Source organism: Pseudomonas sp. NBRC 111132, assembly GCF_001320565.1.
GTDB classification, from domain to species: domain Bacteria; phylum Pseudomonadota; class Gammaproteobacteria; order Pseudomonadales; family Pseudomonadaceae; genus Aquipseudomonas; species Aquipseudomonas putida_P.
Genome location: NZ_BCBI01000002.1, coordinates 180,794 through 197,846 on the forward strand (window position 1 = coordinate 180,794; position 17,053 = coordinate 197,846).

The window sequence follows — 17,053 nt, forward strand, 5'->3', positions numbered from 1 at the left end:
GAAGACACCCTATCTGTTTATAGATCTTCCCAAGGGGGTACAGAGAATCTAACGTGGCATGCATGCAGTCACAAGTGCCAGGAGATGCCGTCATGCAAGCAGTGGATTTCAATTCGGACATGGGTGAGGGCTTTGGCCCCTGGACGATCGGTGATGGCGTCGATAACGAGCTGATGGGCTACATCAGTAGCGCCAACATCGCCACCGGCTTCCATGCCGGTGACCCTGGCACGATGCGCCGCACAGTCGAGCGCGCCAAGGCCCTGGGTGTTGCGGTGGGGGCGCACCCAGGCTTTCGTGACCTGGTCGGTTTCGGTCGCCGGCACATCAATGCTCCGGCGCAGGAGTTGGTCGACGACATGCTCTATCAACTGGGCGCGCTGCGTGAAATTGCCCGCGCCCAAGGCGTGCGCCTGCAGCACATCAAGCCGCACGGGGCGCTGTACATGCACTTGGCGCGTGACCAGGAGGCAGCGCGCTTGCTGGTGGAAAACCTGCGAGTGATCGAGCCCGAGCTGATGCTGTACTGCATGCCGGGTTCGGTGATCTGCCGTATTGCCCAGGAACTGGGACAGCCGGTGGTTCGCGAGTTTTACGCAGACCGCGAGTACGACCTGAGCGGGTCGATCGTGTTCACCCGCAATGTGCGGGGGTATGAGCCCAAGGCTGTCGCCGAGCGCGTCTTGCGCGCTTGCCAACAAGGCGTGGTACGCACCGTCGAAGGCCAGGACCTGGCCATCGAATTCGATTCCATCTGCCTGCACAGTGACACCCCAGGTGCGCTCGACCTGGTCGAGGCCACGCGCAAGGCGCTGGATACGGCCGGCATCGTGGTGCGTGCGCCACGCTGAAACCGTTGGGCATCCGGCAAACAGACAAGCCGCAGCCCGTGCATTTTGTTTTTGCCTGCCTTTCTATAAAGATTCCAAGAAAAGGAACAGTCATGGCCGAACCGCTTGCTACAACCCCGATCCGCTACAGCTTCGGCGCCGACGAGCACCTGTTTGCCGAAGTCAGCGAAAGCATGTCACTGGAGGCCTTTTTCAAGGGTATGGCCGTCACCCGCGCGGTGGAGCGGCTGGCCCTGGATGGCGTGCTGGATGTGTGCCTGGCCAACGCGTCGTTCCAGATTCGCTTCGACCCGGACCGCATCGCCCCCGAGGCGTTGCTTGAGGCCGTGCGCGGCGCCGAAGCGCAGGCGGTGGCGGAGCGTTCGTTGGAGACGCGGATCATCGAGATCCCGGTGTTGTACAACGACCCCTGGACCCATGAAACGCTGATGCGATTTCGCGACCGCCACCAGGACCCGGCCAGCACCGACCTGGAGTACGCCGCACGCATCAACGGCCTGGTCGATGTCGAGGCCTTCATCGCCGCGCACAGCGGCGCGCCGTGGTTCGTGTCGATGGTCGGTTTCGTCGCCGGCCTGCCGTTCATGTTCCAGATGGTCGAGCGCGAGCGGCAGTTGCAGGTGCCCAAGTATTTGCGTCCGCGTACCGACACGCCGAAGCTCACCTTGGGCCATGGTGGCTGCTTTGGCTGTATCTACTCGGTGCGCGGGGCAGGCGGCTACCAGATGTTCGGTGTTACCCCAGCACCGATCTACGACCCGCAGCAAACCTTGAACTACCTGAAGGACCACATGGTGTTCTTCCGCCCGGGCGACATCGTGCAGTTCAAGCCCATTGACCGCCGGGCCTACGACCAGGCGGTGGCGGATGTGGAGGAAGGCCGCTTCGACCTGCGCATTCGCCCGGTGGCGTTTTCTCTGGATGCCTTCCTCGCCGACCCGGTCGGTTACCCCAAATCGTTGCAGGAGGTGCTGGTATGATCAAGGTGCTCAAACCCGGCCTCGCGACTTCCGTGCAGGACCTGGGCCGCGAAGGTTACTACCACCTGGGCATCCCACCGTCCGGCGCACTCGACCAATACGCCTTGAGCGCGGCCAACCACCTGGTGGGCAACCCGGCCGGCGCTGCGGGCCTGGAATGTGCGTTGGTGGGGCCGGAGCTGGAGTTTCAGCAGGACGCACTGGTGGCCGTTTGCGGTGCGCAGATGCCCGCGTTGCTCGATGGCCGCGAGCAGCGGCCGGATACGGCGTTTGCCGTGCGCGCCGGGCAAGTGTTGCGTTTCGGTTTTCCTACCGCAGGTGCTCGGGCCTACCTGGCAGTGGCAGGCGGCATCGACGTGCCCGAAGTACTGGGTAGCCGTTCCACCTACGCGCTGGGGGCCTTGGGCGGCTTCCATGGGCGCAAGTTGATGGCGGGCGACCTGCTACCGGTCGGCGTGCCCAGCGGCAAGACCCGTGCCGGTGCAAGCCTGCCGATGGCCTTGCGTCAGGCCCTGGGTGGCGAGGTGGTGTTGCGGGTGGTGCCTGGGCTGTACTTCCACCGCCTGACCGCACCTGCGGCACAAAGCTTTTTCACCGAAGCCTGGACAGTCGGCTCCGAGGCGGACCGTATTGGCTATCGCTACAAAGGCGGCAGTGCCTTGAGCTTCCAGCCACGGGAGCAGCCGTTCGGTGCTGGGTCGGACCCGTCGAACATCGTCGACAGCTGCTACCCAATCGGCTCGATCCAGGTGCCGGCGGGGTTGGAACCGATCATCCTGCACCGCGATGCTGTGTCCGGTGGCGGTTACGCCATGATCGGCACCGTGATCAGTGCCGACCTTGATTTGATCGGGCAGATGCAGCCTAACCAGCAGGCGCGGTTCCTGGCGGTTAGCCTGGAGCAGGCGCTGGAGGCGCGGCGGTCGTACAAGAAGAAGCTTGGTTGCCTGGATAGGCTCTTCGCCTGACGTCGAGGCAAAGCCGCGGTGCTTTTTTGTGGCAGCGGCCTTGCGTCGCGGTAGGGCTGCGCCGCACCCCTAAAAGATCAGCCTCGCTGCTGGAATCAGCGCCCGCTTTGCGGACCATCGCGGCACAAGGCAGCTCCTACACTGACCGCGCTGGCTTGCTGATTTGCTTGCCGGATTGAGCTGCCACCTCTATGGCCTGGCCGTCCCGCTGTTTGCCTTGGCGGGCCAAGCCTTCCAGTTGCGGTATAAGCATGCCTTCCGGCAAATGCCGCCAGAACCGCCCCGGCATGTGCAGGCGCAAGGCGTCCGGGTTGAGGCGGGCAGGGTTGAAGGTATGGCGGTAGTAGGTGCGCCAGAGCTCAGCCCCTGGGTCGTCGCCGTTGCGGGCCCACTGGCGCCAGGCTTCGGGGCACTGGCGCTGGTAATCGAACACTTGACCGTCAAAGCGAATGCCATCCTGTGGTGTAGCGATAAGCCAGCGCAAACGCCCCAGGCGGTCGGCGAAATGCGGGCTGGCACTTTGCAGAATGTCATGCGCCGGCTCGTGATAGGCCACCAGGTCCAGCTGCAAATGCGCGACCAGTTCATCAGGCAACGGCACGAAGCGCACGAACGCATGCAGGTGATGTGCTTCGCGGCTCACCTGCTTGATGCGCCGTTGCAGCTCACTGCCCAACCTGTCACCCGCCAGCATGGCTGTGCGGTCGCCATGGGCGACGCGCCAAAGCACTTCGTACAGCAGGTTCCAACGTTGCTCTCCACGGTAGCGGGAGGCCTGTTCCAGTTGGCTCAGCAAGGCTGCCGGGACTTTGGCGCGAAAAGGGCCGGGGCCTTCCGGGGGGGCAGTCGGTATGGCCAGCAGGTCCGCCATCGGGCCTTGCGACCAGGTGACTTCGGACGGGTCGATGCCATGCCCCAACAACACCCGGGCCTGATCGCGCCAAGTCGCGAACAGGTCGTCGCAGTCGAGCGCGATCACCCCCATAACCCCATCTGCACCGGTGCTTGCGGCTCACGCAAACGCGCCCTTAGCAGGCCGCTGCGCAGTTCGGCTTGGGCCGGGCGGTAGTCGCTGGTGACGATGAACGGCCGAGCCTTGTCCAGCACGCAACGCAGCTGGATCAGGTCGTCATAGCGGATACGCCGTTCCCGGCGCAGGGCGACCAGGCGTTGCACACTGCGCAGGCCGATGCCGGGGATGCGTGCCAGTAACGCTGGCTCGGCGCGGTTCACATCCAGCGGGAAGACCTCGCGGTTGGCCAGCGCCCAGGCCAGCTTGGGGTCGATGTCCAGGGCCAGGTTACCGCTCTGGCCCAGCAGCTCGCCAGCCTTGTAGCCATAGCCACGCAGCAGGAAGTCGGCCTGATACAGGCGGTGTTCGCGCAGCAGCGGAGGTGCGGCCAGGGGCACGCTGCCTGGGCTGTCGGGGATGGGGCTGAAGGCGGAGTAGTACACGCGCTTGAGGCCGTAACCCTGGTAAAGCGATTCGGCGTTGCGCAGCAAGGTGCTGTCGTCGGTGCTGTCGGCGCCGACGATGACCTGGGTGCTTTGCCCGGCCGGGGTAAAGCGTGGCGCCTTGGGCTCGTTGGCCACGGCTTGCTGGCCTTGGTGAATCACGCCCATGGCCTGGCGAATGGTGTGCGCCTGTTTTTCCGGCGCCAGGCGTTTGAGGCTGGCGTCGGTCGGCAGCTCGATGTTGACGCTGAGGCGGTCGGCCAGTCGCCCGGCCTGTTCGATCAGCAGCGGGTCGGCGTCGGGAATTGTCTTGAGATGAATGTAGCCGCGGAAGTTGTGTTCTTCGCGCAACAGCCGGGCCACGCGGATCAGCTGCTCCATGGTGTAGTCCGCCGAGCGGATGATGCCAGAGCTGAGGAACAAGCCGCTGATGCAGTTGCGCCGGTAGAAGTCCAGGGTCAGGCGTACCACTTCCTCGGGGCTGAAGCGCGCGCGTGGCACGTTGCTGGAGCGGCGGTTGACACAGTACTGGCAGTCGTACAGGCAGAAGTTGGTGAGCAACACCTTGAGCAGCGATACGCAGCGGCCGTCGGGGGTGTAGCTGTGACAGATGCCCATGCCATTGGTGGCCCCCAGGCTGTCGGCACCGCGCGAGTTACGCTTGGGCGCACCGCTGCTGGCGCAGGAAGCGTCGTACTTGGCGGCGTCGGCGAGGATGCCGAGTTTGGCAATGAGTTGCATGGTACTGTCTCGCAATACTGAATATTCATACAGTATTTTGAGATGTGATGGATTGCAAGTGCTTGTGCGCCGGCCATACCTGAGCAAATCCGTCAGCTAAGCTTGTGGCTGAACTTATGGATAGGCACGAGGCACGGGAGAGGTTATGAAGATCACCATCAAGCCGAAACTGGCGCTGGCCGGGCTGGCCTTGGCAATCGGTATGCTCAATGCCCAGGCTGCGGAAACCAGAAAGGTCGATGTGCTGCTGGTGGGCGGCGGCATCATGAGTTCTACCTTGGCCGTGTGGCTCAACGAATTGGAGCCAGGCTGGTCGATGGAGATGGTCGAGCGCCTGGACAAAGTGGCTGAAGAAAGCTCCAACGGCTGGAACAATGCGGGTACCGGCCATTCGGCCCTGGCTGAGTTGAACTACACCCCGGAAAAGGACGGCAAGATCGACATCAGCAAAGCGGTGGAGATCAACGAGTCGTTTCAGATCACCCGGCAGTTCCTTGCTTGGCAGGTGAAGCAGGGGGTGCTGAAGAACCCGCATTCGTTCATCAACACCACCCCGCACATGAGCTTTGTCTGGGGCGATGACAATATCCGCTTTTTGAAGAAGCGCTACGAGGCCCTGCAGGCCAGCCCGCTGTTCAAGCCCATGCAGTACTCCGAAGACCATGAGCAGATTCGCAAGTGGGTACCGCTGATGATGGAGGGCCGCGACCCTAACCAGAAGCTGGCGGTGACCTGGACGCCGATTGGCACCGACGTCAACTTTGGCGAGATCACCCGGCAGTACGTGGGTTATCTGCAGACCCGACCGAACTTCGACCTCAAGCTGTCGAGCGAGGTGCAGGACATTACCCGCAACGGTGACGGTTCCTGGCACGTCGAGTACAAGAACCTCAAGGATGGCAGCAAGGCGGCCACCGATGCCAAGTTCCTGTTCATTGGTGCCGGCGGTGCCGCGTTACCGCTGCTGCAGAAGTCGGGTATCGACGAAGCCAAGGACTATGCCGGTTTCCCGGTCGGCGGCTCGTTCCTGGTCACCGACAACCCGGCCATCGCCCAGCGGCACATGGCCAAGGCCTACGGCATTGCCGCCACCGGTGCGCCGCCCATGTCGGTGCCACACCTGGACACCCGGGTGCTCGATGGCAAGCGCATGATCCTGTTCGGGCCGTTCGCCACATTCTCGACCAAGTTCCTCAAGCAAGGCTCGCTGCTCGACCTGCTTGCCAGTACCAGCGTGCACAACGCTTGGCCGATGGTACGGGTAGGGGTCCGCGAGTTCGACCTGGTGCAGTACCTGATCGGCCAGGTGTTGCAGTCCGACAATGATCGCTTCGAAGCACTGCGCACCTACTTCCCCGAGGCGAAGAAGGAGGATTGGCGGCTGTGGCAGGCGGGCCAGCGGGTGCAGATCATCAAGAAAGACGAAGCTCTCGGTGGCGTGCTCAAGCTCGGTACCGAGGTGGTGACGTCCAAGGACGGCAGCATCGCCGGCTTGCTGGGGGCCTCGCCTGGTGCTTCGACCGCACCGCCCATCATGCTCGATGTGCTGAACAAGGTGTTCAAGGACAAGGTGGCCTCGCCCGAGTGGCAGGCGAAAATCAAGCAAATCATCCCGTCCTATGGCATTCGCCTGAACGACCACCCGGACCAGGTGCAAAAGGAGTGGGCGTATACCAACGAGGTGCTGCAGCTTAGCCCTCCTGCGCCTTAGCCCAGGTGAAGTGGTAGACGTGGTCGGGGGCAGTGGCGCGGCACTGGCCGTTGTCGGCATCGGCACCGACCACATACCACTCGGCCCGCGAGGTCTCGCCCAGCTTGCGGGCCTTGTCGGCGTTGAAACAGCCGCCCAGCTCGGTGGCCGGAACCAGTGCGAAGGCAGAGGGGTGCTGGCGCAGCCAGTAGGCCGCCGCATCGGCTTTGGGTTGGCCCGTGAAGCCGAAATGCACGATGGGTTGCCGGGCAAACAGCCAATGGCCCTCGCGCCAGTTGACCAGCACCAGTTCAGCACCGTCGGTGGCTTGAGCGGCGTCGCTCATCAGCGTGTCATGCGGGTTGCGGCCTTCCTTGATCGGCTCGACGAAGCCTCGGGCGAACCACAGGGCGAACCATGTCAGGGCTACGGTAGTGAAGGCCCTGCGCCAACCCGGCCGGCGCTGCCACCAGCGCTTGAGCAGCCAAGGCACCAGCGGCGCCATGGCCAGTACCAGGCCAGGCAGGGCCGGGAAGATGTAGAGCTTGCGCTTGCCGCTGCTGAGGCTGAAAAACAGCAGCACCAACGCCACCCAGCCGAGTAACAGCAGGAAGCGGCCATCGCGTTTTTGCAGTTGCCGGCGCCAGGCCGGTATCAGCCAGGGCAGGGCCAGTATCAGGGGCAGCCAGTACTTGGGGATGACCTTGACGAAGAAGTACCAGAACGGCTCGCGATGGTCCCAGGCATTGGCGTAGCGGCTGGCGGTCTGGCGCAACAGGATTTCTTTCAGGTAGGCCAGCTCTGCCGCGCCACCGCCCTGGGCGATCGACACCAACAGTGGCAGCAGCCACACCGCACAACCAGCCAACAACCACAGCAGCCCCAGGCTCCAGCGCCATCCCTGGCCCGGCATCGCGACCACGCCGTGCCAGCGCTGGCGTACTGCCCAGGCGTAAGGCAGCAGCATCAGCGCCGGGACAAAACCCACACCCTTACTGATGATGCCCAGGCCCATCGCCGCGCAGGCCAGGTAGAACCAGCCCCAGGCGGGCCCCAGCAGCAGGTGGCGCAGCATGCCGTAGAAGCCGAGCGCCACCCACAGGCACAGAAAACTGTCGATCTGCCCGGTGCGCAGGATGCTGTAGCTCTGGTAGGTGGCCAGGAACAGCAAAGCTGCGATTACGCCGATGCGCCGGTTCCACAGGCGCCGCCCGAGGTCATGCAGCACCCAGGTGATGGTCGCCGCCGACAGCAGCCCTGGCAGATAGAGGGCAACCTTGGGTGAGCCGGTCAGGTAGCTGAACAGTGCCACGGTCCACATGAACAACGGTGGCTTGTCGCCGTAAATCTCTGCGGCCCGGTGCGGGATGAACCAGGTGCCGCTCTGCAGCATTTCCAGGGCCACGCCGAGAAAGCGTTCTTCATCGACATTCATTGGCTGGCGCCAGCCGATACCGGCGCCCACCAACAACACGGCGAGGGCGATCAGGGCCAGGCGTTCGGCCGCAAGCGTCTTGAACTTTGGCAAAGGCCTATTCCTTCTGTTCCTGATGGCGGGCAATCAGCTGCAGGTTGCGCAGGTAAACCAGAAAGCCGAAGCTTTGGCCGATGATGAATACCGGGTCCTGGCGGTAGATGGCGTAGGTCAGCAGTAGTGCGCTGCCGAGCATGCTCAGGTACCAGAAACCCACCGGGATCACGCTGCGGCGCTTGAACTCGCTGTACAGCCACTGCAGCACGAAACGCCCGGTGAAAACGGCCTGGCCGGCAAACCCGACGATCAGCCACAGGGTTTCGCGGGTCATCCTTCAAGCTCCTGCGGGTGGCTGTCCAGGCGGGTTCGGCGGATCAGCCACCACACCCCGATCAGGTCGAGGATGCCGACCAGGGCGCGGTCCAGGTTGCCGTATTTGGAGACACCCGCGTGGCGTGGCCGGTGATTGACCGGGTGCACCAGCATGCGGCCGTTGTGGCGCAGGATCAGTGCCGGAATGTAGCGGTGCATGTGGTCGAAGTAGGGCAGGCGCAAGAAGGCTGCACGCTCGATCAGCTTCAGCCCGCAGCCGGTGTCGGGCGTGGCGTCCTTGAGCAGGCGGCTGCGCAGGCCATTGGCGAAGCGCGAGGCCCAGCGTTTGCTGGCGCTGTCACGCCGGTTGACCCGGTGCCCGGCCACCAGCTTGACGCCGCCGGCCAGGCCCTGGTTGGCACGCACCAGGGCCAGCATGCCGGGGATGTCCGCCGGGTCGTTCTGGCCGTCGCCATCCAGGGTCGCCAACCAGTGGCCGCGGGCCGCCTGGGCGGCATGCCACAGAGAGGTGCTCTGGCCCTGCGAGCGTTCGTGACGCAGGATGCGCAATTGCGTGTAGCCCTGGCTTTTCAGTTGCTGCAATACGCTCAAGGTGCGGTCGCTGCTGCCGTCGTCGACCACCAGCACCTCGTAGCGTTCGGCGGTGAGTGCAGCGCGTATCTCCATCAGCAGTGAAGGCAGGTTGTCGACCTCGTTCTTGGCGGGGATCAGTACCGAGAGGTCAAGTGGATCTGTCATGAGGCTACCCGTGATCATGTTGTTATTACGTGGATCAAACCCGGTAGAAATCCCGGTACCAGCCAACGAAAGCGTTGACGCCGTGCTCCAGCGACGTGCCTGGGGAGTAGTCGATCCAGCGTGCCAGTGAGCCGACATCGGCCCAGGTCTCCAGCACGTCGCCCGCTTGTAGCGGCAGGTAGTCGCGCTGGGCCTTGATGCCCAAGGCGGCTTCCAGGCATTCGACGAATTGCAGCAGCCTTACCGGCTGCCCACGGCCGATGTTGAACAGCTGGCAGGGCGGCTGCCCCTCGGTCGGCCGGGGTGGTTTCAGGCGCAGGCGCACGATGCTTTCGACGATGTCGTCGATGTAGGTGAAGTCGCGGCCCATCAGGCCGTTGTTGTAAACCTCGATCGGCCGTCCTTCGAGCATGGCGCGGGTGAACTTGAACAGCGCCATGTCGGGCCGGCCCCAGGGGCCGTAGACGGTGAAAAAGCGCAGGCCGGTGGTTGGTATCCGATACAGGTGCGCGTAGCTGTGCGCCATCAGTTCATTGGCACGCTTGCTGGCGGCGTACAGCGAAACCGGCTGCTCGACCGGGTCATCGATGCTGAACGGCAGCTTGGCATTGGCGCCGTACACCGAGCTGCTGGAGGCGTAGATCAGGTGGCGTGGTGGCTGCTGGCGGCAGGCTTCGAGGATGTTGAGGAAACCGACCAGGTTGGCCTGCCCGTAGGCGCCAGGGTTGTCCAGCGAATAGCGCACCCCGGCCTGGGCCGCCAGGTGGATCACTTCACTGAACGCCTGCCTGGCGAACAGCTGTTGCAGGTCGGCGCTGTTGGCGATATCGAGGGTTTGGAAGCGGAAATTGGCGAAGCCGAACAGCCGTTGCAGGCGCGCCAGTTTCAGCTCGACGCTGTAGTAGGCATTGAGGTTGTCGATGCCGACCACATCGATGCCTGCCTCGCACAGGCGGCGAGCGACATGGAAGCCGATGAAGCCGGCCACGCCGGTAATCAGTACGGGCATGCTGGCTGCACCTGGCCGCGACCAATACCGTAATAGGTGAGGCCGGCGGTGGCCATGTGCTCGGGCTCGAACAGGTTGCGCCCGTCGAATACCACTCGGTCGGCCAATTGTTGCGGCACTTTTTCCAGGTTGAGCACGCGGTAGTCCTGCCACTCGGTGATGATTACCAGCGCATCGGCACCCTCCAGTGCATCGTCCTTGCAGGGCACCAGTTGCAGGTCGGCGCGCGGGCCGTAATGCCGCAGGATTTCTTCCATCGCCTGCGGGTCATGGGCCTGTACCCGCGCGCCAGCGGCCCACAGGGCCTCCAGCAGGACCCGGCTGGAGGCCTCGCGTATGTCGTTGGTGTTGGGCTTGAACGACAACCCCCACAAGGCAAATACCTTGCCCCGCAGGCCACCGGGATAATGCCGCTGGATCTTGCTGAACAACCGGCCCTTTTGATGTTCGTTGACCGACTCCACCGCACGCAGCAACTGCGGCTCGAAGCCTTCAGCCTCGGCGCTGCGGCGCAGGGCTTGCAAGTCCTTGGGGAAGCACGAGCCGCCAAAGCCGCAACCGGCGTAGATGAAGTCATAGCCAATGCGCGGGTCGGAGCCGATGCCACGGCGCACCATCTCGATATCTGCCCCCAGGTACTCGGCCAGGTTGGCGATTTCGTTGATGAAGGAGATCTTGGTCGCCAGCATGCAGTTGGCCGCATACTTGGTCAGCTCGGCGCTGCGCGCATCCATGGTCATAAGCTTTTCGCGGTTGCGGCTGAACGGCAGGTACAGCTCGCGCAGCAATTCCACTTCGGCCGGTTCGGCGCCGCCGATGATGATGCGGTCCGGACGCATGCAATCATCCACGGCCGAGCCTTCCTTGAGAAATTCCGGGTTGCTGATGACCTGGAAATGACTGGTGTCGGCGACGGCCTGGGCTATACGCGATTTGATGCGGTGCACCGTGCCGACTGGCGCGGTGGATTTGTTGACGATCACCTTGGCGCCGTCGGCATGTTCGAGGATGCTGTCGACCACGGCAAAAACGTGCTTCAGGTCGGCGCTGCCATCGGCTTGTGGCGGAGTGCCGACTGCGATGAACTGCAGCCTGGCGTAGTGAACTGCTGCCCTGGCATCCGTGGTGAAACGCAGGCGACCGCAAGCCAGGTTTTTCTCCAGCAGCGGCGCAAGGCCGGGCTCGAAGATCGGGCAATGGCCTGCACTGAGGTTGGCAACTCGTTCGGCATCGACATCCATGCACAACACCGAATGGCCCACCTGGGCCAGGCACACTGCCTGGGTGAGGCCGACATAGCCAGTACCGAAAACCGTGACTTTCATCTAACAGCTCCTTGATAAGAAAGCTGAAAAAAAATGTCACATTGTTGTTTAGGAATTGTTACCCAGCGGATGATTCCGTGGGCTGCGCGGCCGCAATGCCACTTCACCTGGGGAGACCATCTAAACTTACAGACGGCTCGCGGTCATGTGTTTCAACGCGATCCGTAACCCTTGAACCGACCACCGCCTCCCAGGAGCGGATGTCCCTCGCTGGCGATGGCCTTCTTGCAGAGGAGGGCAGGTCATGGACGAGGCAAGGCTTCACGATTTCATGGGCAAGCTGGTGAACGACATGGGCGCAGCGGCGACACTGGCCAATGTCATCCTCGGCGATGAGCTGGGGCTGTACCGGGCCATGGCCGACAGCCAGGCGGTTACCCCCGAGCAACTGGCGGAAAAGACCGGCTGTCATCCGCGGTTGGTGCGCGAATGGTTGAATGCACAGGCGGCATCGGGCTATGTGGTGCATGACAAGGGCCGCTTCGTACTGCCTGAAGAGCAGGCCATGGCCCTGGCGCTGGAGGATTCCCCGGCTTACATGGCCGGGGGTGCAGCCGTGGTGGCGGCGCTGTTCCATGACAAGGACAAGCTGGTAGCCGCCATGCGCGGCGATGGCGGTCTGGCCTGGGGCGACCACCATCCGTGCATGTTCAGCGGCACCGAGCGGTTCTTCCGGCCGGGGTACCGCACCTTTCTGGTGGCCAATTGGCTGCCGGCGCTGGAGGGTGTGGTGGCCAAGCTGCAAGCGGGCGCCAAGGTGGCAGACGTGGGGTGCGGCCATGGTGCCTCGACGCTGGTCATGGCGCAGGCGTTTCCGGCGTCGACCTTCGTGGGGTACGACTATCACGGGCCTTCGATCGTCACCGCCAACCAGCGTGCACGTGAGGCGGGCTTGGTGGAGCGGGTGAGTTTCCAGCAGGCCAGCGCCAAGGACTACCCAGGGCATGACCACGACCTGGTTTGCTTCTTCGACTGCCTGCACGACATGGGTGACCCGGTGGGGGCAGCCAAGCATGCCTATCGTGCTTTGAAACCTGACGGCACGGTGATGTTGGTAGAGCCTTATGCCGAGGACTCGCTGGACGGCAACCTGACGCCGGTCGGGCGGTTGTTCTATGCGGCGTCGACGTTCATCTGCACGCCAAACTCGTTGTCGCAGGAAGTGGGGCTGGGGTTGGGCGCGCAGGCCGGCGAGGCGCGTTTGCGGGCAGTGTTCGAGGAGGCGGGGTTCAGCCGGTTCCGGCGGGCGACGCAGACGCCGTTCAACCTGATTCTGGAGGCCCGCAAGTAGGGGCCTGGCCTGCAAAAGCAGAAGGGGCGCCCTGTTGGCGCCCCTTCTGTTTACGGCTTAGGCTTCAGCGTCCCAAGGACGATCGCCTTTTTCATCTTTGACGCGGGTCGGCAAGCCCATCACATCCAGCGCCTTGAGGAACGGCTCTGCTGGCAGCTCTTCGACGTTGACCATGCGCTTGGCATCCCATTCACCACGGGCAACCAGCAGGGCGGCAGCCACTGGCGGTACACCGGCGGTGTAGGAAATGCCCTGGCTGTCGGTCTCGGCGTAGGCTTCTTCGTGGTCGGCCACGTTGTAGATGAACACTTCGCGCGGCTGGCCATCCTTGGTGCCTTTTACCAGGTCACCGATGCAGGTCTTGCCGGTGTAGCCAGGGGCCAGCGAGGCTGGGTCTGGCAGTACGGCCTTGACCACTTTCAGCGGTACCACTTCCAGGCCTTCGGCGGTTTTCACCGGTTGCTCGCTGAGCAGGCCCAGGTTTTTCAGCACGGTGAACACGTTGATGTAGTGCTCGCCGAAGCTCATCCAGAAACGCACGTTCGGCACGTTGAGGTTCTTCGAAATCGAGTGAACTTCATCGTGGCCGGTCAGGTACAGGTTTTGCGAGCCTACTACTGGCAGGTCGTCGGTACGCTTGACCTCGAACATGGTGTTGCTGGTCCACTGGCTGTTCTGCCAGCTCCACACTTGCCCGGTGAACTCGCGGAAGTTGATTTCCGGGTCGAAGTTGGTGGCAAAGTACTTGCCATGCGAACCGGCATTGACGTCGAGGATGTCGATCGAATCAATGCTGTCGAAATACTGCTGCTGCGCAAGTTTTGCGTAGCTGTTCACCACACCCGGGTCGAAACCGACGCCGAGAATGGCGGTAATGTTCTTTTGTTGGCACTCTTCGAGGTGTTTCCACTCGTAGTTGCCGTACCACGGCGGGGTCTCGCAAATTTTGCCCGGCTCTTCGTGGATGGCGGTGTCCAGATAGGCGACACCGGTATCGATGCAGGCACGCAGCACCGACATGTTGAGGAAGGCGGAACCCACGTTGATCACGATCTGCGATTCGGTTTCGCGGATCAGTGCCTTGGTCGCCTCGACATCGAGGGCGTTGAGCGAGAAGGCCTGGATGTCGGCGGGTACCTTGAGGCTACCCTTGGCCTTGACGCTGTCGATGATGGCCTGGCATTTGGAGATGTTCCGTGACGCGATAGCGATACGACCCAGTTCGTCGTTATGCTGTGCGCACTTGTGGGCCACCACCTTGGCGACACCTCCTGCACCAATGATAAGAACGTTCTTCTTCAATTTACCCTTTGCTCCTTACTTGGAAAGCCGGTCTTACGACAGGCTGGAAACGTAGTCTTCAAAACCGAACTCGCGGACGACTTCGACGCTGCCGTCGAGTTGCTTGACCACGATGGAAGGCATTTTCAGACCGTTGAACCAGTTTTTCTTGACCATGGTGTACCCCGCCGTGTCGATGAACGACAGGCGATCGCCAATGGCCAACGGACGATCGAATTGGTACTCGCCGAAGATGTCACCGGCCAGGCACGACTTGCCGCAGACCATATAGGTGTGCTCGCCGTCGTTGGGGGCCATCTTGGCGTTGAGGCGGTAAATCAGCAGGTCGAGCAGGTGCGCTTCGATCGAACTGTCGACCACGGCCAGGTGCTTGCCGTTGTACAGGGTGTCGAGCACGGTCACTTCCAGCGAGGCGCTGTTGGTGATGGCGGCTTCGCCGGGCTCCAGGTACACCTGCACACCGTAGGTTTGCGAGAAGGCCTTGAGGCGCGCGCAGAAGGCGTCTACCGCATAGTCTTCACCGGTGAAGTGAATGCCGCCACCGAGGCTGACCCACTCGACCTTGTGCAGCAGGTGGCCGAAACGCTCTTCGATGTGCGTGAGCATCTTGTCGAACAGGCCGAAGTCACCGTTCTCGCAGTTGTTGTGGAACATGAAGCCGGAGATCTGTTCGATCACCTGTTCGATCTTGGCCGGGTCCCATTCGCCCAGACGGCTGAACGGGCGGGCCGGGTCGGCCAGCAGGTAGTCGGAGCTGCTGACCTGCGGGTTGACGCGCAGACCACGCACTTTACCTTCGGACTGTTCGGCAAAGCGCTGCAGCTGGCCGATCGAGTTGAAGATGATCTTGTCGCAGTTCTCGAGCATCTCCTCGACCTCGTCGTCGGCCCAGGCCACGCTGTAGGCGTGGGTTTCGCCGGCGAACTTCTGGCGGCCGAGCTTGAGCTCGAAGAGGGAGGACGAGGTGGTGCCGTCCATGTACTGCTGCATCAGGTCGAACACCGACCAGGTGGCGAAGCACTTGAGGGCGAGCAGCGCCTTGGCACCGGAGTGTTCACGCACGTAGGCGATCTTCTCCATGTTGCTGAGCAGCTTGGTTTTATCGATGAGGTAATACGGCGTCTTGATCATTTAAAGGCCCCCGGCCAGGCCGGCCAAAAAAAGGACACGCATTGTGCCTTCACTTGCCGCAGACCGAAAGGGTGGGATACGCATTTCGTCAGGGTTGACGCCATTGCGAGGGCAATTTCGGTTGCGGCGGGCCTAGTAGATCAGGTGCATATGACTATCGTAATCACCACCGACAGGTGGCAGCTTCAATCTGCCTGCCGCAACCACGCCTGAATTTGCTCAAGCGTTGCCGTAGCGCCGCCACACACCACCACCAGCACATTCTGGTATTGCGCCAGGGCGCCCGGCGCATACGCTAATGCCAATGCTGCGCCACAGGCGGGTTCCACCAGCAGGCGATGGTCCAGCAGGAATCGCTCACAGGCCTCCAATGCCGCACGATCGGTGACCAGGTGGCTGTGTACCGGGTGTTGCTGTGCGCAGGCTAGCGCCTGATCGGCGACCCGCTTTGCCCCCAGCGAGGTCGCCACCGAGGCGATGCGCTCCAGCTCAACCGAATGCCCCGCCTGAAGGGCCGCGTGCAGCGACGCGGCGCCATTGGTTTCCACCGCCAGCACCGGTACATCACCCCAGCCATTGCGCTGCAGCCCCTCCACCACGCCGCTGAGCAACCCGCCACCGCCTACCGACAGCACCACGGCGTCCGGTTTCACGCCGGCTTCGGCGACTTCATCGATCAGGCTGGCATGCCCGGCCCACAGCAGCGGGTCGTCAAACGGGTGGATAAACGCATCATTCGGCCCTACCAAGGTCTGCGCCAGTGCGTTCGCCTCCTGCCAGGAACTGCCATGCACCACCACGTTGGCGTCTTCCAGGCGCAGCAACTCCTTGGCCCGCTCGGTAGTGGTCTCGGGGACGACCACGGTCACCGGCACACCCAGCTTGCGGCCCGCATAGGCCACCGCCAGGCCGGCGTTGCCGCCCGAGGAAGAGATGAACTGCCGAGCGCCACGGGCTTGATGCACTTCGCAGGCGTGGCCCACCCCACGCAGCTTGAACGAGCCGCAAGGTTGCAGAGCATCGAGCTTGAGCCAGATGTTTCGGCCCGCGACCAACGACAGCGAGCGGGATTCGATCAGGGGTGTGTGGATATGCAAGGTCATTGGCTGGCTCCGCGCAGTTGTTCAAGGTAGTTGTAAATGGTGTAGCGGGTTACGCCGAGGGCACTGGCGGCCTTTTCCACGCCGCCTTTGACGATGAACAGGCCGCGCTCCTGCATGACCTGTACGGCTTCGACCTTGGCCTGTTTGTTCATCCGGCCCTGGCCGCTGCGTTGCAAGGCAGCCTGAATGATCTCGCTCATCAGCAGTTCCATGTCGGCGGGTTCGTTGACGGCAGGCGTGGCCCCCAGCGGTTGGAACTGCTGGAGAAAGCTCATGGCGGCGTCCAAGCCGGTGACGTCGGTGTTGACGCAGAGGCTGGCGAAGGGGTGGCCGTTGCTGTCGCGAAAGATTGCGGTGGCGCTGCGCAGCGTGCGGCCCTTGAGCGTGGTGGGGTAGTCGGGCAGTACCACCGGCTCGCAGCCATGCTGCTCGGCCGAGGCCTGCATCAGCGCCTTGAAGCCTTGGTCCTGCTCCGGGGCGGCGAGGATCGGGCTGCCGACGCTACGGCCGGAGAGATGGCCGTTGACGATCGCCACCACGGAACGCTCCGGGTGGTCCAGGTCGTGCAGCAGGATTTCCATGTTGCGTGCGGCAACGCTGCCCAAGGCCTGGATGGCGGCTTTGAGCACGGTGAGGGTGAGGTGGCGTTCTTCAGCGGGGGG

At 63.0% G+C, this 17,053-nt stretch carries 16 protein-coding genes; 5 read left to right on the forward strand and 11 right to left on the reverse strand.

The genetic code is table 11. The annotated features are described in order from the left end of the window. Positions 1-92 precede the first annotated feature (92 nt). The 3 genes from APH35_RS01975 to APH35_RS01985 all read left to right on the forward strand — a co-directional run bounded on the left by APH35_RS01975 (position 93) and on the right by APH35_RS01985 (position 2,799). On the forward strand, positions 93-851 hold the full coding sequence (locus APH35_RS01975; protein WP_012272493.1) for a 5-oxoprolinase subunit PxpA: 759 nt from the start codon (positions 93-95) through the stop codon (positions 849-851). A 92-nt stretch (positions 852-943) separates the two neighbouring features. Further along, positions 944-1,831: a 5-oxoprolinase subunit B family protein gene (locus APH35_RS01980; protein WP_060514118.1), complete on the forward strand. Its 888-nt coding sequence runs from the start codon at positions 944-946 to the stop codon at positions 1,829-1,831. Continuing rightward, on the forward strand, positions 1,828-2,799 hold the full coding sequence (locus APH35_RS01985; RefSeq protein ID WP_060493706.1) for a biotin-dependent carboxyltransferase family protein: 972 nt from the start codon (positions 1,828-1,830) through the stop codon (positions 2,797-2,799). The genes APH35_RS01980 and APH35_RS01985 overlap by 4 nt, the downstream gene beginning before the upstream one ends. Before the next feature lie 136 nt (positions 2,800-2,935). On the opposite strand, the gene APH35_RS01990 is transcribed toward APH35_RS01985, so the two are convergent. Further along, complete coding sequence (locus tag APH35_RS01990; protein WP_060514119.1) at positions 2,936-3,784, reverse strand: TIGR03915 family putative DNA repair protein; 849 nt, start codon at positions 3,782-3,784, stop codon at positions 2,936-2,938. Then, positions 3,775-4,995 (reverse strand): putative DNA modification/repair radical SAM protein, encoded by a 1,221-nt coding sequence (locus APH35_RS01995; protein ID WP_012272483.1) that lies wholly within the window; start codon positions 4,993-4,995, stop codon positions 3,775-3,777. The genes APH35_RS01990 and APH35_RS01995 overlap by 10 nt, the downstream gene beginning before the upstream one ends. 145 nt (positions 4,996-5,140) lie before the next feature. On the opposite strand from APH35_RS01995, the gene mqo reads away from it, so the two are divergent. After that, entirely contained in the window at positions 5,141-6,706 is a 1,566-nt protein-coding gene (gene mqo, locus APH35_RS02000) for a malate dehydrogenase (quinone) (protein ID WP_060514120.1), read from the forward strand. Here the strand turns inward: mqo and APH35_RS02005 are convergent. From APH35_RS02005 to APH35_RS02025, 5 genes are read right to left on the reverse strand one after another with little or no spacing between them, the layout of a single operon-like run. Further along, positions 6,687-8,213 carry an ArnT family glycosyltransferase gene (locus APH35_RS02005; protein WP_060514121.1) on the reverse strand — a complete coding sequence of 509 codons (1,527 nt, stop codon included), beginning with the start codon at positions 8,211-8,213 and terminating at the stop codon, positions 6,687-6,689. The two genes, mqo and APH35_RS02005, sit on opposite strands and share 20 nt — an antisense overlap. A 4-nt stretch (positions 8,214-8,217) precedes the next feature. Beyond that, on the reverse strand, positions 8,218-8,490 hold the full coding sequence (locus APH35_RS02010) for a lipid-A-disaccharide synthase N-terminal domain-containing protein (protein WP_012272480.1): 273 nt from the start codon (positions 8,488-8,490) through the stop codon (positions 8,218-8,220). Then, positions 8,487-9,230, reverse strand: a complete 744-nt coding sequence (locus APH35_RS02015; RefSeq protein WP_012272479.1) for a glycosyltransferase family 2 protein — start codon at positions 9,228-9,230, stop codon at positions 8,487-8,489. Before APH35_RS02015 ends, APH35_RS02010 begins: the two co-directional genes overlap by 4 nt. Before the next feature lie 34 nt (positions 9,231-9,264). Then, positions 9,265-10,239 carry an NAD-dependent epimerase/dehydratase family protein gene (locus APH35_RS02020; RefSeq protein WP_012272478.1) on the reverse strand — a complete coding sequence of 325 codons (975 nt, stop codon included), beginning with the start codon at positions 10,237-10,239 and terminating at the stop codon, positions 9,265-9,267. Then, on the reverse strand, positions 10,227-11,564 hold the full coding sequence (locus APH35_RS02025; protein WP_060514122.1) for a UDP-glucose dehydrogenase family protein: 1,338 nt from the start codon (positions 11,562-11,564) through the stop codon (positions 10,227-10,229). Before APH35_RS02025 ends, APH35_RS02020 begins: the two co-directional genes overlap by 13 nt. A gap of 244 nt (positions 11,565-11,808) precedes the next feature. Between APH35_RS02025 and APH35_RS02030 the strand changes: the two genes are divergently transcribed. Continuing rightward, on the forward strand, positions 11,809-12,855 hold the full coding sequence (locus tag APH35_RS02030; RefSeq protein ID WP_012272476.1) for a class I SAM-dependent methyltransferase: 1,047 nt from the start codon (positions 11,809-11,811) through the stop codon (positions 12,853-12,855). 57 nt (positions 12,856-12,912) lie between these two features. Here APH35_RS02030 and APH35_RS02035 read toward each other — a convergent pair whose 3' ends face one another. The 4 genes from APH35_RS02035 to APH35_RS02050 all read right to left on the reverse strand — a co-directional run. Continuing rightward, on the reverse strand, positions 12,913-14,157 hold the full coding sequence (locus tag APH35_RS02035; protein WP_016394970.1) for a saccharopine dehydrogenase family protein: 1,245 nt from the start codon (positions 14,155-14,157) through the stop codon (positions 12,913-12,915). A gap of 33 nt (positions 14,158-14,190) precedes the next feature. Then, positions 14,191-15,288 (reverse strand): carboxynorspermidine decarboxylase, encoded by a 1,098-nt coding sequence (locus tag APH35_RS02040; protein WP_060493713.1) that lies wholly within the window; start codon positions 15,286-15,288, stop codon positions 14,191-14,193. Between the two features lie 185 nt (positions 15,289-15,473). Next, on the reverse strand, positions 15,474-16,391 hold the full coding sequence (locus APH35_RS02045) for a pyridoxal-phosphate dependent enzyme (protein WP_060514123.1): 918 nt from the start codon (positions 16,389-16,391) through the stop codon (positions 15,474-15,476). Beyond that, positions 16,388-17,053 (reverse strand): helix-turn-helix transcriptional regulator (locus APH35_RS02050; protein WP_060514127.1); only part of this gene is annotated, 666 nt, incomplete at its 5' end. The genes APH35_RS02045 and APH35_RS02050, both read right to left, overlap by 4 nt.